At 60.3% G+C, this 20,319-nt stretch carries 18 protein-coding genes; 3 read left to right on the plus strand and 15 right to left on the minus strand.

All coding sequences use genetic code 11. The features are described from left to right. Positions 1-140 precede the first annotated feature (140 nt). The gene (locus HMPREF2710_RS04445) at positions 141-380 is read left to right on the plus strand and encodes a hypothetical protein (RefSeq protein ID WP_012902784.1); all 240 of its coding nucleotides are present in this window, start codon (positions 141-143) and stop codon (positions 378-380) included. A gap of 93 nt (positions 381-473) precedes the next feature. Here the strand turns inward: HMPREF2710_RS04445 and HMPREF2710_RS04450 are convergent, their stop codons facing one another. Beyond that, entirely contained in the window at positions 474-1,271 is a 798-nt protein-coding gene (locus HMPREF2710_RS04450; protein WP_070599736.1) for a hypothetical protein, read from the minus strand. A gap of 93 nt (positions 1,272-1,364) precedes the next feature. On the opposite strand from HMPREF2710_RS04450, the gene HMPREF2710_RS04455 reads away from it, so the two are divergent. Beyond that, on the plus strand, positions 1,365-2,432 hold the full coding sequence (locus HMPREF2710_RS04455) for an HhH-GPD family protein (protein WP_065423848.1): 1,068 nt from the start codon (positions 1,365-1,367) through the stop codon (positions 2,430-2,432). Positions 2,433-2,566: 134 nt separating this feature from the next. Here HMPREF2710_RS04455 and HMPREF2710_RS04460 read toward each other — a convergent pair whose 3' ends face one another. The 11 genes from HMPREF2710_RS04460 to folP form a co-directional block, all read right to left on the minus strand. Further along, positions 2,567-5,149, minus strand: a complete 2,583-nt coding sequence (locus HMPREF2710_RS04460; RefSeq protein ID WP_070599738.1) for an ATP-dependent Clp protease ATP-binding subunit — start codon at positions 5,147-5,149, stop codon at positions 2,567-2,569. Between the two features lie 1,038 nt (positions 5,150-6,187). Further along, positions 6,188-6,541 carry a histone-like nucleoid-structuring protein Lsr2 gene (locus tag HMPREF2710_RS04465; RefSeq protein ID WP_012902780.1) on the minus strand — a complete coding sequence of 118 codons (354 nt, stop codon included), beginning with the start codon at positions 6,539-6,541 and terminating at the stop codon, positions 6,188-6,190. A 679-nt stretch (positions 6,542-7,220) separates the two neighbouring features. Next, a complete protein-coding gene (lysS, locus tag HMPREF2710_RS04470) occupies positions 7,221-8,804 on the minus strand; it encodes a lysine--tRNA ligase (RefSeq protein ID WP_012902779.1) in 1,584 nt (527 codons plus the stop codon). 52 nt (positions 8,805-8,856) lie between these two features. Then, positions 8,857-9,804, minus strand: a complete 948-nt coding sequence (panC, locus tag HMPREF2710_RS04475; RefSeq protein ID WP_070599740.1) for a pantoate--beta-alanine ligase — start codon at positions 9,802-9,804, stop codon at positions 8,857-8,859. Further along, positions 9,801-10,763, minus strand: coding sequence for a Rossmann-like and DUF2520 domain-containing protein (locus HMPREF2710_RS04480; RefSeq protein WP_070599742.1), 963 nt, complete (start codon positions 10,761-10,763; stop codon positions 9,801-9,803). The genes panC and HMPREF2710_RS04480 overlap by 4 nt, the downstream gene beginning before the upstream one ends. A gap of 128 nt (positions 10,764-10,891) precedes the next feature. Further along, positions 10,892-12,751 carry a PH domain-containing protein gene (locus HMPREF2710_RS04485; RefSeq protein WP_070599744.1) on the minus strand — a complete coding sequence of 620 codons (1,860 nt, stop codon included), beginning with the start codon at positions 12,749-12,751 and terminating at the stop codon, positions 10,892-10,894. Continuing rightward, on the minus strand, positions 12,751-13,599 hold the full coding sequence (locus HMPREF2710_RS04490; RefSeq protein ID WP_070599747.1) for a PH domain-containing protein: 849 nt from the start codon (positions 13,597-13,599) through the stop codon (positions 12,751-12,753). The genes HMPREF2710_RS04485 and HMPREF2710_RS04490 overlap by 1 nt, the downstream gene beginning before the upstream one ends. Further along, positions 13,586-14,104: a DUF3180 domain-containing protein gene (locus HMPREF2710_RS04495; RefSeq protein ID WP_012902773.1), complete on the minus strand. Its 519-nt coding sequence runs from the start codon at positions 14,102-14,104 to the stop codon at positions 13,586-13,588. Before HMPREF2710_RS04495 ends, HMPREF2710_RS04490 begins: the two co-directional genes overlap by 14 nt. A 45-nt stretch (positions 14,105-14,149) precedes the next feature. Next, complete coding sequence (gene folK / locus HMPREF2710_RS04500; protein WP_070599749.1) at positions 14,150-14,785, minus strand: 2-amino-4-hydroxy-6-hydroxymethyldihydropteridine diphosphokinase; 636 nt, start codon at positions 14,783-14,785, stop codon at positions 14,150-14,152. Beyond that, positions 14,785-15,198 carry a dihydroneopterin aldolase gene (gene folB / locus HMPREF2710_RS04505; protein WP_070599752.1) on the minus strand — a complete coding sequence of 138 codons (414 nt, stop codon included), beginning with the start codon at positions 15,196-15,198 and terminating at the stop codon, positions 14,785-14,787. The genes folK and folB overlap by 1 nt, the downstream gene beginning before the upstream one ends. A 67-nt stretch (positions 15,199-15,265) precedes the next feature. Beyond that, entirely contained in the window at positions 15,266-16,225 is a 960-nt protein-coding gene (gene folP / locus HMPREF2710_RS04510; RefSeq protein ID WP_070599754.1) for a dihydropteroate synthase, read from the minus strand. A gap of 219 nt (positions 16,226-16,444) precedes the next feature. On the opposite strand from folP, the gene HMPREF2710_RS04515 reads away from it, so the two are divergent. Continuing rightward, positions 16,445-16,651, plus strand: a complete 207-nt coding sequence (locus HMPREF2710_RS04515; RefSeq protein WP_012902767.1) for a hypothetical protein — start codon at positions 16,445-16,447, stop codon at positions 16,649-16,651. Between the two features lie 162 nt (positions 16,652-16,813). On the opposite strand, the gene HMPREF2710_RS04520 is transcribed toward HMPREF2710_RS04515, so the two are convergent. The 3 genes from HMPREF2710_RS04520 to ftsH form a co-directional block, all read right to left on the minus strand. After that, on the minus strand, positions 16,814-17,779 hold the full coding sequence (locus HMPREF2710_RS04520; RefSeq protein ID WP_049359990.1) for an Abi family protein: 966 nt from the start codon (positions 17,777-17,779) through the stop codon (positions 16,814-16,816). A 440-nt stretch (positions 17,780-18,219) separates the two neighbouring features. Continuing rightward, complete coding sequence (folE, locus tag HMPREF2710_RS04525) at positions 18,220-18,804, minus strand: GTP cyclohydrolase I FolE (protein ID WP_005507626.1); 585 nt, start codon at positions 18,802-18,804, stop codon at positions 18,220-18,222. After that, on the minus strand, positions 18,791-20,319 hold a 1,529-nt coding region (gene ftsH, locus HMPREF2710_RS04530; protein ID WP_070599755.1), incomplete at its 5' end, for an ATP-dependent zinc metalloprotease FtsH. The genes folE and ftsH, both read right to left, overlap by 14 nt.

Below are 20,319 nucleotides of genomic sequence, written 5' to 3' on the forward strand. Positions count from 1 at the left end.
TATAGCGTCCAAGTTTCGGGGCGCAGTTCAGAGAATATCCAGCACGGGGGCTTTTTCCTGACCTCGCGAGAACCTTTTGCATTATGATGTAGTGACAGTGGAGGTTACCCTTCACACCTTGACACCCCCTGGAGGTCACAATGTCGTACCCGCAAACCAAGTATCCGTCGGCTAAGCGCCCCGTCCCGTTCTTCGTGTGGGCGTCCCCCATTCTGTTCCTAATTTACCTGCCGCTGCTGTGGTTCAAGGTCATCCCCAATTCTTTTGAGGTGACCGACCTGTCCACCCTGCTGTTGGCGGCACTGCAGTGGACCGCTTTCGGTAGCCTGCTCGGGTACCTGGGCGAGCGCCGCTTCGCCAAGCCTCGCGCCTCCAAGTAATAGCCAGACAAAAGCTAAAAAGCCCCCGTGCCGGAAGAACATCCAGCACGGGGGCTTCTCACACCCACACGGGGCGAAAACTATAGAAGTGAACTACTGAATCACGAAGTTCACCGGAGCCGAGCTCACACCATTGACGGTGACCGCAGCCCAGTAGGAACCCTTCTGAGCGGTCGAAGCGGAGGAGCAACCCAGGACATTGATCTTACGGTCCCACGCCAGGTCGGTTGCGCCCTCGGCACCTGCGGCCACCTCAGACTTCTGAACGGCGGTCGCCGCGCACAGGCTGCGGGTGTACACCTGAGCCGCACCGGAGGTGATGTTCAGGTCCACGCCGGTGTTCGCACCCTCGCCACCCACAGCGCAGGGGGTCTTCGAAGAGTTCGTGTAGGTCACGTGGAAGGACACCTGCTCACCGGCTGCGAAGGTACGCTTCGCGGGGGTGACGGTCACCTTCAGGTCGTTCGCGGTGCACGCCGCAACAGCAACCGCAGTGGTCACCGAGGGTGCCGGTGCGGGGGTAGTCGGGGTCGCCGCAGGGGTGGTTGCCGCAGGGGTTACCACGGCGGTGGTCACGCTTGCAGTGGGTGCCGCAGAAGCGGTCACCGAGGGGTTTGCCGAAGCAGTAGCCGACGCGGTTGCAGAGGCAGTCGCGCTAGCGGACGGGGTAGCCGAAGCAGTTTCGGAGGGGCGAGCACTGAAGCTCTGGAAGGGCGCGCCGGAAGCCGTCGCGGTGGAGGCTACAGTGGCGTCCTTCTTGCCGTTAATCATGCCGACCATGGAGGTCACGCCAGCGACCAACAGCAGAATGACAGCGAGCAGAGCAATAACCGCCACGATACGACGGCGGCGGTAGACTTCGGGAGGCAGAACGGGACCATTTTCAGACATACCCTTAAGGATACCGGGTTTAACCCTGAGATTCACAGTGAACTCTGTTCATGCAGTTTTGGGAATATATGCCCTGTGGCGTAGGCTTTTCGGATGACCTCAGAGCCCAACCGCACCGCACGCACACGCCCCGAACCGGCCCTGCCCGAAGGCACGAATACCGAGGCGCTCCACCGCCGAATCAACGGGTGGTTCCTCGACCAGGCACGCGATTTGCCGTGGCGTCGTGACGAGTGCACCCCCTGGGGCGTGATGGTCAGCGAGTTTATGCTGCAGCAGACCCCCGTCAAACGCGTTCTACCCGTGTGGGAGGAGTGGATGCGCCGCTGGCCCACCCCCGCCGACCTTGCCGCCGAGCCCGCCTCGGAGGCGGTGCGCGCCTGGGGCCGCCTGGGTTACCCGCGCCGCGCGCAGCGTCTGCACGGTGCCGCTGTGGCGATTGTGGAGCAGCACGGCGGTAAGGTTCCCGCCGACTACGAGGAGCTGCTGGCTCTGCCGGGCGTGGGTTCTTACACGGCGGCGGCGATTAGCGTGTTCGCGTTCGGTCTGCGCGCCACGGTCATTGATACGAATATCCGCCGCGTGCACGCCCGTGCGGTATCCGGTAAGGCGCTACCCTCGCGTTCGTTGACGGCGGCTGAGACTCGCCTGGCGGAGGCGCTCATGCCCGCCGATACCCCCACCTCCTGCCTGTGGAATGCGGCGACCATGGAGCTCGGTGCGCTGGTCTGCACGGCAAAGTCCCCGACCTGCGAACTGTGCCCGGTGGAGGATCTGTGCGCCTGGGTTGCGGCGGGCAAGCCGGAGGCGGACTACACCCCCAAGGGCCAGAGTTGGCACGGCACGGACCGCCAGGTGCGCGGTGCGGTCATGGCGGTGCTGCGTGCGGCACATGAGCCGGTGAATCGCGAGCTCATCCTGGGTGCGGGAGTAGGTGCGGGTGTAGCCTCGGCTGGCGATACGACCTCTTCACCCGTTGCAGCCTCTTCGCCAGACTTTACGTTCCCGGCTGATGCACCCGCCGCGGTGCATCGTCCGCTGAAGGCGCTGTACGCCCTCTCCCCCGCCACCGAGCAGCTGCAGCGCTGCTACGCGGGGCTGCTGGCGGACTCTCTCGCCCGCGAAGTCACGCAGGGCGATAGTGTGCTCGTCTCGCTCTAGTACCCGCCGCAGAGGAGCTCCTGGAGCCTCCCAAAAGCATAGAAACGCCTGTGGGGCGGCACCGGATGATTCCGGTACCGCCCCACAGGCGTTTAGTGCGCTAAAGCCTAGCTACCTAGAGCTTATTCCAGAGCCTAGTCGTTGCCCTGACCCTCAGCGGCAGGTGCCTCAGCTGCGGGAGTCTCAGCGGGAGCCTCGGAAGACTCGCCCTCGTTCAGCTCCTGCACCGAATCCAGAGCCAGCTCCTTCATCGGCTGAGAAGAGAAGACGAACTTCGCGGAGTCGCCCTCACCCTCAACGTCCACGGTGATCTTCTCGCCGGGCTTGATGTCGCCGAAGAGGATCTTCTCAGACAGGGCGTCCTCAATGTTGCGCTGCATCTCGCGGCGCAGAGGACGAGCACCCATGGACGGGTCGTAACCCTTAGCCGCCATGAGAACCTTCGCAGCGTTGGTCAGCTCAATGGACATATCCTGCTCCGCCAGGCGCTTAGCCAGGCGGCCCACGAACAGGTCCACAATCTGCAGAATCTCAGACTCGGAGAGCTGCGGGAAGACGATAATGTCGTCCACACGGTTGAGGAACTCGGGGCGGAAGTGCTCCTTGAGGTTCTCCATCACACGCGACTGCATACGCTCGTAATCGGCGGTTGCGTCGTCCATCGCCTGGAAACCAACCGGGATGCGGCGGTTCACGTCACGCGAACCCAGGTTGGTGGTCATGATGATGACGGTGTTCTTGAAGTCCACCACGCGACCCTGCGAGTCGGTCAGGCGACCGTCTTCCAGGATCTGCAGCAGCGAGTTGAACAGGTCGGCGTGAGCCTTCTCCACCTCGTCGAACAGGACCACGGAGAAGGGCTTGCGGCGGACCTTCTCGGTCAGCTGGCCGCCCTCATCGTAGCCAACGTAGCCGGGAGGCGCACCGAACAGACGGGAGACGGTGTGCTTCTCCTGGTACTCGGACATATCCAGGGTGATGAGCGAATCCTCATCGCCGAACAGGAACTCGGCAAGTGCCTTGGCAAGCTCGGTCTTACCCACACCGGTCGGGCCGGCGAAGATGAACGAACCACCGGGGCGGCGCGGGTCCTTCAGACCTGCGCGGGTACGGCGAATAGCGCGGGACAGCGCCGCAATAGCGTGATCCTGACCGATGACGCGCTTGTGGAGCTCCTGCTCCATGGTCAGCAGGCGGCTGGACTCTTCCTCGGTGATCTTGTAGACGGGAACACCGGTGGAAGCGGCCAGAACCTCAGAAATAACCTCGGGGGTCACGGTGCCGAATGCGTCGCCGCCTTCGCGCCATGCCTTCTCGGCTTCTTCCTTCTCAGCCAGGACCTTCTGCTCCTGATCACGCAGGCCTGCGGCCTTCTCGTAATCCTGGGAGTTGATGGCGTCTTCCTTCTGCTGGCGCAGCTTGGCGGCCTTCTCGTCGAGCAGCTTGATTTCCGGGGGTGCGGTCATACGCTTGATGCGCAGGCGTGCGCCCGCCTCGTCAATCAGGTCGACAGCCTTATCCGGCAGGAAGCGGTCAGAGATGTAGCGTGCCGCGAGGTTCACGGCAGTCTCGATAGCCTCGTCGGTAATGGTGACGCGGTGGTGTGCCTCGTACTTATCGCGCACGCCCTTGAGGATCTGCACGGCGAGCTCCTGAGAGGGCTCATCAACCTGAATCGGCTGGAAGCGGCGCTCCAGAGCGGCGTCCTTCTCAATGTGCTTGCGGTACTCGTCCAGGGTGGTTGCACCGATGGTCTGCAGTTCGCCTCGAGCCAGCATGGGCTTGAGGATGGAGGCAGCGTCAATCGCGCCCTCTGCGGCACCTGCACCAACGAGGGTGTGAATCTCGTCAATGAACAGGATGATGTCGCCGCGGGAGCGGATTTCCTTCAGGACCTTCTTCAGGCGCTCTTCGAAGTCACCGCGGTAGCGCGAACCTGCGACCAGGGAGCCGAGGTCCAGGGTGTACAGGTGCTTGTCCTTGAGGGTTTCGGGAACGTCACCGTGCACGATAGCCTGTGCCAGGCCCTCCACGACGGCGGTCTTACCGACGCCGGGCTCACCAATCAGCACGGGGTTGTTCTTAGTACGGCGGGAGAGGACCTGCATGACGCGTTCCATCTCCTTGTGGCGGCCGATGACCGGGTCCAGCTCGCCCTCACGCGCTGCTGCGGTGAGGTTGCGGCCGAACTGATCCAGGATGGTCGAACCCGCGGGAGTGCCTTCGCGAGAGTTACCTGCACCCACGCCGGCGGTTTCCTTATCGCCAGAGTTGTTACCGGGGTAGCCGGAAATCAGGTCCATAACAGCCTGGCGCACGGCAGCGGGCTCAGCGCCCAGCTTGACCAGCACCTGGTTTGCCACGCCCTCGTTTGCACGAACCATGCCCAGCAGGATGTGTTCGGTGCCGATGTAGCCGTGGTTCAGCTGAATAGCCTCGCGCATGGACAGTTCGAGAACCTTCTTCGCACGCGGGGTGAAGGGGATATGGCCGTTAGGCGCCTGGGGGCCGGGGCCGACGATGTCCTGAACCTGCTCACGTACTGCGTTCAGGGTAACGCCCAATGATTCCAGGGCACGGGCACCGATGCCTTCGCCCTCGTGAATCAGACCGAGCAGAAGGTGTTCGGTACCGATGTAGTTGTGGTTGAGCATGCGTGCCTCTTCCTGGGCAAGCACCACAACGCGCCGAGCTCGATCGGTAAAGCGTTCAAACATTTACGCACTCCTTGCATTTTCCTATTGATACAAGAGTACGTTGAGAGCGGCTGAAAGGGCGGGCTGATGGGCGTCTGTTCGCCATCAAGAGAACAGATGAGCTGTTCGGGGCGTTTTAGGCGCGGTTTCGGGGCTTCTGGCGGGGTTCGGGGGCGGTTTTGAGGGGTCTAGCTCACGCAGGTGAGCCTACCCTGAAGATGGACGGGTGCCGCCCGGTCGGTGCTACCTGTTTTTGCCGGGGCTGGCTGTTTTTACGGAGGCAGTCTGTGCAGAGTGTGCGCATATTACCGTCGGATGTACCGCGGGAAGGTGCTACAGGTGGGTTCTGAGGGACTGCAGTGCCAATACGAGGGTTTGCGAAAGAGGTGAACGCACAAGAACCCACACAGACCAACACCTAAACCCCTTGTTTCCTGCACGTGCATGAATATATTGCAGAAATTTTTAAAAATTTATATGTTTAAGTGAGAAATTTCAATAATTCGCAAAAAATATTTGCCGGACAACACGGTACTTATTTCCCGGATAATTCCCGCCTCATTTCGGTGCCCCATCAAGAGATAATCGTAAGTTCCGATAGCGCCACCGAAGATGCAGGGTCCCTAATTATTCGAAAATTTCAGTCAGTACATTCCAACCTCTTCAATGGAATACTCGACTCAACGACCGCGTGAATATCACAGCGCATATCCCCCGCTTTGAAGAGATTAATGCACCATTACCTTTAGTGTTCCTGCCGATGCATGAAATCTAAATGGGGAGCCTGAACTCGACACCATATTGCGCATCCGATTCTCGGATCTTCCTCCTAATAATTCAGAAGCGGGCATTGGCAAAGGATCAATATGTTTTACATGTAAATAGTTAATTGGGGTAGGTGATATAAAAACACTCCACCCTCCGCAGATATGCAGCGCATATCAAGAAATACCGGAGCACAACTAAAGGCGGATGGTGAGAACACCATCCGCCTTTAGCGTCCGAAGAATTAGAGCCCTAAAGCACCAAACCCTCCGACAGCATGAATACTAAGAGCCTTTAACCCTGAGCCTTCATTGCTTCGTAGTATGCGTCCTGAACATCCTGGTGGATGCGGCCACGGTCAGAAACCTTGTGACCGTTAGCCTTAGCCCATTCGCGGATTGCTGCGGTCTCGGGGTTGCGCTTAACCGGAGCAGCGGTGCCACGGGGAGCACGGGTGCGCTGGGTAGCGGTGCCCTGCACGCGGCGGGACTTCGCTACGAAGGGGCGGATAGCGTCACGCAGGCGAGCTGCGTTTGCGGAGGACAGATCGATTTCGTAGTGAGCGCCGTCCAGGCCAAAACGGATAGTTTCGTCTGCGGGGCCGCCGTCGAGATCGTCTTCAAGGATGATGCGAACCTTCTGTGCCATTGAGGCACCTCCTCATCTGTTGCATATATCCTGTGGAGTAAACTCAAAAGCCTCTATCGGGATTGAGAAAATAATGTGCCGGATATATTTATGTACTAATTTTCTTTCATATAGTAACAGAACTGTATTAAAAATTCCGAAAATATTCTGAGCATTGAAACAATGCACCAATCACCCGCAGCGATATATCGCTTCTGTGCATCCCCGCTAAATCTGCACTCGCTACAAGAACATTAAAGTGAAGTTTAGAGTGCAAATACTTTGGATTCTTCCAGACAGCAGACACAGCCCCCAGAGACAAAGACACCTAATAATGCGCCCCGGCGTCCCCGACAATCTGAGCGCAATATAGCGCCCGCACGAGCCTGCACATTAGACCATTCACACCATACATTTCAGCCCTATTCAAAAGCGAAATTCTGCCACCTCTCAACCCCTCATTATTTTCTATGTAACGCGTTCATGCATAAGAGCAGAAACCCCCGCCAGAGTGAATAGAGCAGCATAAATCAGCACCAGAATAGAGTAAAAACGCCCCTGACCTGTGTAAATAAACAGAAACCCCACCCCAGAAGCTATACACCGTGCAAAAGAGTACACAGAAAACGGCGGGTACCGCAGATACAACCGTATCCGCGGCACCCGCCGCATTAACACCCTCACAGGTGAAGGGGGAAGCTTAGGCCTCCGGCTTCATCAGGGGGAAGAGAATAGTCTCACGAATACCGGGCTGACGCACCACAGTACCCGGACGCTCCGGATCCTGATCGCCCGCCAGCAACATAATCAGACGGTCAATGCCCAGACCCAGGCCACCCATCGGGGGTGCACCGTGCTCCAGGGCGCGCAGGAAGTCCTCATCCAGCTCCATCGCCTCATCGTCACCGGCAGCAGCCAGCAGCGACTGAGCGGTCAGGCGCTCACGCTGAATGACCGGGTCAATCAGCTCGGAGAACGCGGTACCGCGCTCCATACCGCCAATAATCAGGTCCCACGCCTCAATCAGGGGCTCACCGGAACGGTGCGGGCGAGCCAGCGGCTGAGCGCTCGGCGGGTAATCGTACACGAAGGTCGGGTTCACCAGGGTCGGCTCAACGATCTCTCCGAAGAGCTCGGTCACCAGCTTCTCAGCGTCCCACTTCGGGTCGATGTCCACCTCGTGCTTCTCAGCAATTTCGCGCAGAACGGAAGCGTCAGTCTCGGGGGTGATCTCAACGCCCACAGCCTCGGACAGGCCCGGGTACACGCCAACCCACTTCCACTCACCAAACAGGTCAATGGTGCCGTTCTCAGTCTCAATACGCTCAGTGCCGACAGCCTTCGCGCAGCTCTGGATAATCTCCTTCATGCGCTCAGCCATCACGAACTGATCAGCATAGGTCTCGTAGCACTCCAGGGTGGTGAACTCGGGGCTGTGGGTCGAGTCCACACCCTCGTTACGGAACACGCGGCCAATCTCGTACACGCGGTCAATACCACCGACCACTGCACGCTTGAGCGGCAGCTCAGTCGCAATACGCATGGTCATCGGCTGGTCAAAAGCGTTCAGGTGAGTACGGAACGGGCGAGCCGTCGCGCCACCGTGCACCAGCTGCAGAACGGGGGTCTCAACCTCAATGTAGCCGTGATCTTCCAGCACGCGGCGGACGGTGCGGGTAATCAGGGCTCGCTTCTTCACCAGCTCGCGAGCCTCATCGCGAACCATCAGGTCCAGGTAACGCTGGCGAACGCGGGTTTCCTCGTTCAGGTCCTTGTGCAGAACCGGCATGGGGCGCAGCGCCTTCGACGCCATCTTCCAGTCAGTCACCATAATGGACAGCTCACCGCGGCGAGAAACAATCACGCGGCCGGTCACGAACACGTGGTCACCCAGGTCAACCAGGGACTTCCACTCAGCCAGGGACTCCTCGCCAACCTCAGCCAGCGACAGCATCGCCTGGATGCGCTTACCCTCGGTACCACCCTGCAGGGTCGCAAAGCACAGCTTACCGGTGTTACGAACGAACACCACGCGGCCACCAACATGCACCACACGGTCAGTCTCGTCGCCAGCCTTCAGCTCCTCAGCAGCCAGCTTCGGATCGTACTCGGCGCGCAGATCCTCAATGTGGTTGGGCTCCACGCGGTTACCCTCAGAATCCAGTAGACCCACCGGGTATGCCTCGCGACCCGACTCGATCAGCTTCGCACGCTTCTCCAGGCGAATCTGCATCTGCTCGGACATATCAGCAATCGCCGGTGCGGCAGTGTGCTCAGTGCTCACAGTGATACCTATCTGTGTAGTGTGTTGGGGACTCTTCTAAACGAACGAACGCTTAGCGCAGGTCCATGTTGTCAATCAGGCGGGTCGGGCCAACGAACGCGGCAACCAGTGCCAGCACTCGCTCCGACTCCTCAGTCGGCTCACCGAAAGTCATCGGGTCGACCAGTTCCAGGTAGTCAAGGCGCACGCCCGGAGTGGAGTTGATACGCTCACGCGCACCGTCCAAATCAATCTCGTGGAAGCCACGGTTCAGCGAATTCTCACGCAGCATCGCCAGGGTGCGGGACAGCACCAGGGCAGACTCGCGCTCCTCATCCGACAGGTAGCTATTACGCGAAGACAGCGCCAGGCCGTTATCTTCGCGAACAATCGCCACGGGGCGCAGGGTCACGTCGTGGTTAAAGTCGTGAACCATACGCTGGATCAGGATGTACTGCTGAGCGTCCTTCTGACCGAAGTACGCGTTCACCGGGTGGTTACCGGCTGCGGGGCGAATAATGTTGAAGAACTTATTGACCACGGTCAGCACGCCATCAAAGTGGCCGGGACGGGTCGCACCCTCAAACTTGGTGCCCAGCTCGCCGCTCGAAATGCGGATGAGCGGGTCACCGTCGGGGTACATCTCTTCAACCTCGGGGGCAAAAATAATGTCAACACCGGCAGCACCAGCCAGGGCAGCGTCTGCCTCCAGGGTGCGCGGATATGCTTCGTAATCCTCGCCGGGGCCAAACTGCAGCGGGTTCACAAAAATGGAGGCGACCACTACATCATTCTGTTCAGCGGCGCGACGCAACAGGGTTGCGTGGCCGTCGTGCAGGGCGCCCATGGTGGGCACGTAGCCCAGGGATGCGTTCGTGTACTGAACTGCGGTGCCGTTCTGCTCCGCCTCCTGGCGGGCTGCCCGGTCCAGTTCCTCCTGCGCTGCGGCAAGGGATTCGGTGATTGCCGTGCGGAAATCCGCAATGGTGGTCACGACTCGGGGCATCGAAGTCTCAGTCATGACGAGAACTCCTTGTTTTCGGGGGCTGAATCATCAATATCGCCGGGGTGGTTGCGGTCCGAAGACTCACCCAGCAGATTCTCAATTCGTCCCAGTTGTTCATCGTTTAACAAACCTCTATTATGCGCTCTTTTTGCGGTTGCGTGTGCCAGAGCGGCATAAGAGTCTGTAATATCACCTGTTTTCTCATGCTCTGAGTACTCATTCAGAGCCTGAAGGTGAGCCTTCACGGTGCCTGCGTCTCCGCGTGCCACGGGCCCGGTGAGAGCACCCTCACCGCTGGCGAGCGCATTATCCACGGCGGCTCGAACGAGCGGCCCCATGTAGCGTGCCGGGTCCTCAATACCGATGGAGGCGAGCATCTGCTGGGACTGACCCAGGATGGTCACGAGGTGGTTCGCGGCGTGCGCTAGGGCTGCGTGGTAGAGCGCTCGGTCGGCCTCGGCAACGTGCACGGGTTCGCCGCCCATCTCCACCACGAGTGCCTGAGCAATCGGGATGAACGGCGCGGGTCCGGTCACGGCGAAGCAAGTGCCGTTCAGGCGCTGCAGGTCCACGGACATGCCGGTAAACGTCATGGCGGGGTGAATCGCCAAACCGATAGCACCCAGCGCGGTTGCCGGTGCGAGAACCTCGGTGCCGTGACGGCCAGAGGTGTGCACCAGAATCTGACCGGCGGTAATACTTCCCGAGGACGCCAGGTAGGTGATGAGGCCCGGCAGCTCATCATCGGGAACCGCGAGAATCAGCAATTCGCTATGCTCAGCAATCTGCTCCACCGGCAGCAGCGGCACATCGGGAAGCAGCATCGCGGCGCGCTCCTGAGAAGCCTCAGATACCGCGTGAACACCCACAATAGTGTGCTCGCAGGCGCGCAAAGCCGCACCGAGGACGGATCCGACCCTCCCGGCGGAAATAATTCCAATGCCCAAACGCGCAGGTTTTGAATGCTGTATCACGGCTTTAAGTATATTCTCCCTTTCACGGCAGCCCTGCCGCCGGTGTCACGAAGAACACCGACGGCAGGGCCCGTTCTGTAGTTTTGCTGCCCGCTAACCCTGCGGGGAAGCTCAGCTGACGGGCTGGCTTAGGGGTGCCCACTCATCACCGGTACGCGGTAGTAGGGCTCAATACCCTCCAGCCGAACCGTCATCAGCCACACCAGGTCCTCGCAGACGCGCGGCGGCAGGTGCATCATGAGCGTGCGTACCGGGCCGGGCACCGTACCGAAATGCACGCTCGCGCATCCGAAGACACGCTGCAGCGGGCCCTGACCTCGGCTCACGCTCAGCACACGGCTGACCGGAACAATCGACAGCGTGCGGATAAAGTAGCCGCCACGAATCAGTAGCAGGTCGCCCCGCGTATGCTCACCAACACTCGAACGCGCCGCATCAGAATCAATGCGGGTAGTCGCCTGCACCGAACCGGCAGTGTAACCGACCGTGGTCACGCCGTTACGCTTCCAGGTGAGCAAATCCATCCAGCGCGCCGACGAAGGGGTCACAATCATTGCCGGAACCTGCGGCTGCTGACGCTTCAGCGAACCGTCGGCGGTATCCAGCAGCACCTGCGCCTGCGCCTCATCCAGGGCGGGCAGAAGCAGACGCAACACCATCAGTGCCTCCTGCCTATTACCAACCGGCAGGGCAATATTGCGGGTCACCAGCTTCTGGTTATCGTTCTGCTCAACACCAATACCGGCAATAGTCATCTTGATGCGGTACCAGCCAAACACACGCCACAGAATAGACTGCTCCACCACCAGCGCCTGAATACGCTCAACCATCACGTTCTGAGTGTGCGTACCGGTGAAACCGTACCGCAGGGTCACACCGCCCTGACCGCTCGGGGTGATTTTGAAGTTCGCGGCACCATCAAAACGTGCCCACAACGTACCCAAGTAACCGAGCAGCGGTACAAAGGTGCCGGGTAGCAACGCCATGAAAATCAGGAACGGGCTCTCGCCGTCCAGGATCGCGGCAATGACCGCGGCACCAACCATGAGAGCCACGGCGGGCACCAGCCACACCAGATGCTCCAGCATGATGGAGGCAATCAGACGCATATTCGAGATGCGGAAAATCGGCGGCTGCGAGGGGTCAGCCGCGACCGGCATCGGCATGCGAGCGCCGCGGCGGGATGCGCCGGGCTGCTGGATGCCCTGCTCGGGTGCAGGCTGCGAGTAGCCGCCCTGCTGAGGCGCCGCCTGCTGATGAGCGGGCTGGGCGCCGTCCTGCGCGGGCGCACCATAAGATGCCTCATAGGGCGCACCATAGGAGGCCTCGTACGGCTGATGCAACTGATCTGCATCCGGCATGCGCTCCGCCGAAATCTGCATGCTCTCGGGCAGCACGTCGACCGGGCGGCCCGCCGCCTCCGAACGCAACAGGTTGATGCTCGCCATCGCGGTACGGCGCAGAACCTCCGCCTTGCGGGCGGAAACGTACTTGATGTGCAGCGCCTCCGAAGAGCCGTCAGCCACCTCAAAACGAAGCTCCGACACACCCAGCAGGCGCGCCACCAGAGGACGCGAAATGTCCACGCTCTGCACGCTCTCCAGGCGAATCGTGCGGTTCTTCTTGAACAGAAAACCGCTACGGCGGTGAATCGCCAAATCGTCCAGGCTGTAGCGGGTAAACCACCAATCAATCGAGCCGCCAACCAGAATCAGCATGAGCACACCGAAGCCGATGAGCTGCGAGTACGTCGCACTGAAATAGCTGCTGTTCTCGTCGAATGCCTGCGTCAGGCGCGCGCCCCACTCGTTCGGCGGGGTGGTCAGAATATTCAGGATGATGCTCTGGAAGAAGCCAAACGCCAGCAGAATAACGAACCAGAGGTTCATGATGAACGTGCGAATATCGGCACGCCACCACTTCTGCTCCTGCGGCACCTGAGACGCAGGAGGCTGCGGCGCGGGGTTAACCGGAACCGGGATACTCATTAGAGTGCCGCCATTTGCTCATCGGCGCGGCGCACCAGATCCGCGCGCAACTCCTCCGCCACATTCAGCGGAATACCGAACAGCACCATCGTGCCGGTGGTCGTACCCGCGGTGCGCACCGTCAGGCGGGCAACACCGCACATGCGCTCCAGCGGGCCCGAATCCACATCAACATACTGGATGCGACCGTACGGCATAGAGCTCATCGAACGGAACACGATACCGCGGCGAGCCATCAGGTGATTCGACTCCAGGGCGTAACCAAGCGCGCGAGTACGGCGCGGAGTGGTCAGAATCCACCACAGACCCCACAGACCAAACACCGCAATCACAGCCAGGCCGACGATGCGTAGCGCCTCCGGACCGCCGAAGAACGCACCCGCACAATACAAGGCAACGCCCGCAAGAATCGGGAGCGCCAGGGCGGAAAGAGTGTGAACAAAACGAACCGTCAGGTAGCGGGAGGCGGCGGGCACCCACTGCGGCTCCGGCACAGATTGCGCAGGAACCGGCTGGGAGCTTACCGGCTGCGCGGGCTGAGCGGGCACCTGCTGAGAAGGCACCTGCTGAGGCGCGTTCGGGTACGCGGCAGCCGGCGGAACCTGCTGACCGTACTGTGCTTGCTGTCCATACTGCGCCTGCTGGTCATGCTGGGTTTGCTGTCCATGCTGGGCACCAGGCTGACCGTAAGCCGCCTGCTGGTACTGCCCATACTGGTTCTGCCCGTACTGACCCTGCTGACCGGGCTGACCGGGCTGACTCTGCCCATACTGACCGTATTGGCCGTTCTGAGCGTCCTGCCCGTACCGACCATTTGGCGAATAACTATTCTGGTTAGGAGCCGACATAGGTTCCTCCCTCTCGCGGCTTGACAGCACCAGAAGAGGAGGCCGCATCCTCATCATCCTCCGGCGGAATACGACAACAATGCTGAGCCCATAGCCCAGCAATCAGCAGGGCAACACTGCCCACACAATTAACAAGGACCTCCCAAAAGACCACCGAAAAACCGCGCACAGACACCATCGCCACATGGTAACCAAGAATCGCAGCGCACCAGCCCGTCAAGAGGGCACCGGTCATGATGGAACCCTGCGCATACGCCACCGCACGCGCCGCAAGAATCGGGCCCATATGCGGCACCTTCTCACGCGTCTGAATACGACGATAACGAGCCACCTGCACACCCAGCCACACGGCACCCGCCGCAACCAGCAGGCACACCGCGCCGAGCATCCACGAAAAATTCATCTCACCAAAACCGGCGCCAATCATCACGGAATTCACCATAAGAGCGGCAGCGGCACCGCACACAGCCGCCACAATAATCGCCCGATAACTCAGGGGCTTCATGGTGTTTCCTTTCGGTAGGTTCCTCTACCTTCCAGAGTGCCACATTTAAGGCTGATCAGGTACCTGCATCTCACGCATATAGCTAATAGCGTCTTCATCCGCACCAAGCAGCGTGCGGGACAGCTCCGCAACATTCACGACCTCGCGGCTCAGCGGCTCAGGGACCTCATCCGGCCGTTCCCCCGAAGGCTTCGCACGATGCGTCACCGTCAGGCGCGCCTGCGGGTCCATCTGCGCCCACGGCACCAGCACAAAAGCACGCTCCTGCGCCCGCGGATGCGGCAAAGTCAGCACCGGATCCTCAGAGATCACGCCGTCATAGTCAATCACGTCAATATCGAGGGTGCGCGGGCCCCAACGCACCAGGCGCTCACGGTGATGCGCCGCCTCCACCGCATTACACAGCCTCAGCAGCTCGTAGGCGCCCAGGTCAGTGGTCACCTCAATGACCGCGTTCACGAAATCCGGCTGACCCGCCGGGCCACCCACCGGGGCGGTACGGTACAACCCGGAGGCGCGCACCAGCTGCACGCCGCCCGCCACCAGGTCGGCGACGGCACGCTCCAGGGTGTCTTCGCTTTCGCCCAGGTTCGAGCCCAACGCCAACACCGCGCGGTGTTTCAGGGTGTTGGGCTTCTGCGTGCTGTGCTTCTGTGTATCAGGCTTCTGGGTGCCCGCCACTAGCGGCCGTCCTCAGCGGTACGCTCAGTAACACGCTCACGGAACGCACTCACCGCCACGTTACCGAACGGTAGCTCAATCGGCGCCTGCGGCTTCGATACGGTAATCTCCACCGCCTCAACGTACTCAAACATCGCGAGAATACCCTCGGCAATGTTCACCGCGAGGGTCTCAATCAGGTCCAGAGAACCGTTCGTCACGTGGCGGTGAATCAGGTCAACCACGAGCGCGTAGTTCGTGGTCTTCGTCAGGTCATCCGTGGCGGCTGCGGCGGAAAAATCGCTGTACAGGGTCGCGTCCACGACGAAGGGCTGGCCGTCGCGCTTCTCAAAGTCGAGCACGCCGTGGTAGCCCTTGGCGGTAATACCGGTGAGGGTGATGCGGTCGTGGCGGGCGTAATCTGCCTGGGTCATTGGGGGGTCTCCTAGATGGTATTCGGGTAGTCGGCGGTCGCGGGTAGTGGTTCTAGCTGGCAGAGCCTTAGCTTACGGAGCGCAACGCGGAGGCGACCGTCACCGCATCCACGCTGGCGGGCACATCGTGCACGCGCACCGCCCACACGCCGCGCGCCGCTACCAGGGCGGTCACCGCCGCAGAGGCTGCCGCACGGTGCTGAGCCGGGCGCGGCTCCGACAGCGGCTGCCACAGTTCGCGTTCAGCCTCACCCGCAGCGGTTGCGGTGAAACCACTCGCGTTCAGGCGCTCAGCCAGCGCCATATCCGCTGCCGTGAGGGCGTTGGCGATAAAACGCTTGCGGGAACCGGCAATGAGCAGGCGATGCCCCAGACCCTGCAGCTCATCAAGGGCGGCGAGCAGCTCCCAGTCCTGCATACCGCCCTTCGCGAAGCCCAGGCCCGGGTCAAGAATCAGGTTCTGCGGCAGCACACCGGCGGCGAGGAAACGCTCACGCAGGCCGGTCAGCTCCTCCACCACCTCGGTGACGACGCCGCGCGGGTACTCTGCCAGGCTGTTCATGGTCTGAGAGGTGCCGCGCGCGTGCATGAGGATGTACGGCACCTGCAGTTCGGCGGCGGTTTCAATCATTTCGTCGCTCACGTTCAGACCGGACACATCGTTGATGATGTGTGCACCGGCGGCAATGGCGGCGCGGGCGGTCTGCGGGTTCATGGTGTCAACGCTGATGGTGGTGCCCAGCTGCGCGACCGCCTCGATGACGGGCAGGATGCGGCGCTGCTCCTCCTCAACGCTGATGCGCACGGCACCGGGGCGGGTGGACTCACCGCCAATGTCGATAATGGAGGCGCCCTCGGCAATCATGCGGGCGGCGTGGGCGATAGCGTCGGTGGCGGCGTAGTGCTGCCCGCCATCGCTGAAGGAGTCGGGGGTGACGTTGAGGATGCCCATCACGAGGGTGCGTTCGGCGGCGAGCGCGTCGCAGGGCAGGAGGGCTACACGGGTGGTGTGTGTGGATTCAGTCATAAATTTATCGTACCGAATCTGTGGTGCTCCCATGTTTGCCGCTGTGACTTGGGGCGGGGGTTGGTGCAGCTGTGGGGGCGATTCTGGTGACACGGCATTCAATACTTGCATTACAGATACTTATTTAAGGGTATGCTGGGAGGGCACGCATACCGTGCCGGGCGCGTCCCCGGTCGGTGGTGCGCACCCACACATACATACTCTAGGAAGTGACTCATTGTGAACTTGAAGACCGGAGCTTGGATCCTCTCCCTGGTGGCTCTTGCCGCGCTGGTGACTATTGTGCTCGCTGAAGGTGTTCCCGCCGTGCGCTGGATTGCTTTCGGTACTGCAACCGGTTGCGGTTTCATTGCCGTGGGCTTGATCGTGACTCTTGCCCTGGGTTGGGATAATCCGAGCGAGTCGAAGGGTAGCTTGCAGCGTTAGCGGCGGGGCTCTGCTAGCTTCTGCGGTGCGGCACTACCGGCGCTGCCACGCCCCGCGGAAGGTACCGGCTCAGAACACATTCTCAGAGCACTTTGGCGATGCGAAAAGGGGCGGAGGTTTTCACCTCCGCCCCTTTCAGCGTGTCTATAAGCTGTGAAGATTTTAGCTCCACAAACGGGTTTCTTCCCACCCTTGCGGTATACCCATAGCCCGCGATACATCAACCCCAGGAACGGAAATATCAGGACGTTCCTTCAGAATCCGGGTTAGAGATTCCGTATCCCCGATTCCGCCCTGGTCCATCAGATATTTGAGGAGGGTGAGCATGCCGAAGGTCTTACACATCTTATGGTTCTCTTCAGCCTGCGGCACACCAAACAGGTCAACAACCTCACGGATTTCAGGACTCTCAACTCTTCCACCTCTCAACACACGTGGCAAACGAGGCTCTGGGTGCAGCTTATTGTAGAACCTACTTTGATGCGCACAAATATTGCGCATTACCCGCAGCGAATTAATCCAAGTTTCCAACTGAGGGTCAGTACACCCCAAGGCTTTCGCGATATCTCGTCGAATATTTGGCGGAGAGACCAAATACAGATTCTGTAGAGCCCCCAAATCTAGAACTTCCACCACAACCCACACGGGCAACTTCCCGCCGTATTGTTCACGGTGATGCTTCACGAATTCTTCTTCAGAAGTACGAATAAGCTGTTCGCTTTTTCTCGTAAATCTGCTCCACGCAGTGCGCCTTTTACTGCCTTGAAGGTCGCACCGGGTTTCATCCTCGTATATGAGTGGATCCACTTCCCCCAGTAAATTCCCTAGGCGGGACCGCAAATACACCTCAAACTGCGAGAAGTACGAAAACGCAATAGACCGAAGATTACGGTCATATTCATACAGGGCCACAATATCTTCAAAGACCGTTCCGGGCACGAAAGTATCCAAGCGCTGCCCGCTTCCCGACGACCGCCGAAACGAATAATAGTAACCACTCAGACGGTAGTAACTAACACGCTCGAGGACATAAACAGCACGTTCTTGCGAACCTACGAGCATCCCCCGCTCTTGCAAGATACCAACCTGCTGTTCATATGATTTAAATGGTTTTACGCTTGAAAACATGTATTATCCATCGCTTGATATCGTTTCATCATTGTAACTCTTTAATAATATCAACATAAGGATATTAAGGGTATAACTACATGCCCTGTAAGCCATCTGCTTTGCTAAGGCAATCATTTAAAAACGATGACCGGTTCTGGACCCATGAGGGGAGGAACCGGTCGCGGTTATTTTCGTTTCAGATGAGACGAGGAACAGCCATGCTTGCACTAACAACGGTACGTAAAGAACGCGATACGTAGCGTTGTTAAAAAAGAAGACCGGTCCTGTACTCCCGAAGGAGTGGTGCCGGTACTAGTGGTACTACTCTACAGCTGATGATGCTCTTCACGCAAGGGCTCTCGTCATACAGCCCAACAAATGCGACCGCATAGCGCAGGGGGCAGGATTTCTTAGAATCCTGCCCCCCTGTCGTATAGCTATATGCTCATCCCGAGTGCTTAGCGCTGTGAGAAGATCAGGCTCATCGCCTCCGCACGGGTTGCGCCGTTCATCAGCGCACCGCGCACCGCGCTAGTCACGGTCTTCGCGCCCGGCTTACGCACACCGCGCATCGACATGCACATGTGCTCAGCCTCAATCACCACAATCGCGCCGCGCGGGTTCAGGTGCTCCTCCAGAGCCTCCACCACCTGCGTGGTCAGACGCTCCTGCACCTGCGGGCGGCGAGCGTACAAATCCACCACGCGGGCGAGCTTGCTCAGGCCGGTAACCTTACCGTCCGGGCCCGGAATGTAACCCACATGCGCCACGCCGTGGAACGGCACCAGGTGGTGCTCACAGGTCGAGTAGAACGGAATGTCCTTCACCAGCACCATCTCAGAGTGGGCGATGTCGAAGGTCGTACCCAGAATCTCGCCGGCGTCCTGGTGCAGGCCCGAGAAGAACTCCGCGTAGGCGCGCGCCACACGTGCAGGGGTCTGCTGCAGACCGTCACGGTCCGGGTCCTCACCAATCGCGAGCAGAATCTCACGGACGGCAGCCTCAATACGCGGCTGGTCGACGGCGTTCTTAGCCTCGCTCATTCTCTGCTCCATTCTGGTTCGGGTTGCCGTTCTCCGGGCGCTGCGCCGGAGGGGCGGGGTAGTTCGGGTACTGCTGGGTGGGCATTGCGACGGTCGGATCGGCGTCCGGGTCGCTGAGGGGTGCCTGAGGCGGTAGAGGCTGCGTAGGTGCTACCGGAACCTGCTGCGCGGGTGCCGCCGGTGCTACAGGAGCGGTCGGCGCTACGGGAACAGTCGGCGCCTCGGCAGGTGCTTCCTCAGCCTTCTGTGCCTCCTGAGCCAGCTCGCTCGGTGCCTTCACCGGCGGGATGTCGGTACGCTCGCGGGTCGGCTTGGAGTACCAGTGCTCACGCTCGGGGCGCTTGCGAACATCCTTGAAGATTTCGGCAATCTCGTTCTCGAGCAGGGTTTCCTTCTCAAGCAGGGCGAACGCCAGGCGGTCCAGAATATCGCGGTTTTCCAGCAGAATCTGGAACGCCTCATCGTGTGCCTGCTCCAGCAGGGCGCGAATCTCAGCGTCGACCTTTGCCGCGGTCTCGTCGGAGTAGTTGCGTGCCGAAGCGCCGCCGCCACCGAGGAACGGTTCGGTGTCTTCGCCGCCGAGCTTCACGGAACCAATCACGGCGCTCATGCCGTAGTCGGTAACCATCTTGCGGGCGGTGTCGGTTGCCTTCTGAATATCGTTAGAGGCACCGGTCGAGGGATCGTGGAAGACGATTTCCTCAGCCGCACGGCCACCCATCGCGTACGCCATCTGGTCGAGCAGTTCGTGGCGGGTCGTGGAGTACTTGTCGTCCTGCGGCATGACCATGGTGTAACCCAGGGCGCGGCCGCGCGGAAGAATCGTAATCTTGGTGACCGGCGCGGAGTTACGCAGTGCCGCCGCGACCAGGGCGTGACCGCCCTCGTGGTATGCGGTGACCTTACGCTCGTGCTCGTTCATGATGCGCGAGGAACGCTGCGGACCAGCCATGACGCGGTCAATCGCCTCGTCGATAGCGCGGTCGTCAATCACGTTGCCGTTATCGCGGGCGGTCAGCAGAGCCGCCTCATTCATGACGTTCGCCAGGTCAGCACCGGTGAAGCCGGGGGTGCGCTTAGCCACCTGTGCCAGGTCCACGGTGTTAGCAATCGGCTTGCCTGCGGCGTGCACGCGCAGGATGTGTTCGCGGCCCTGCATGTCGGGGGCGTCCACACCAATCTGACGGTCAAAACGGCCGGGACGCAGCAGTGCCGGGTCCAGAACGTCGGGTCGGTTCGTTGCCGCAATGACGATGACGTTCGAGTTGCCGTCGAAGCCGTCCATCTCAACCAGCAACTGGTTCAGGGTCTGCTCACGCTCATCATTACCGCCGCCCATGCCGACGCCGCGGCGGCGGCCAACAGCGTCAATCTCGTCGACGAAGACGATGGCGGCGGGGTCGCTCTTCGCTTCCTTGAACAGGTCGCGCACGCGGGAGGCGCCCACACCCACGAACATTTCAACGAAGTCAGAGCCAGAAATCGAGTAGAACGGCACGCCTGCCTCGCCCGCCA

The organism is Rothia sp. HMSC069D01 (assembly GCF_001810135.1).
GTDB lineage: Bacteria > Actinomycetota > Actinomycetes > Actinomycetales > Micrococcaceae > Rothia.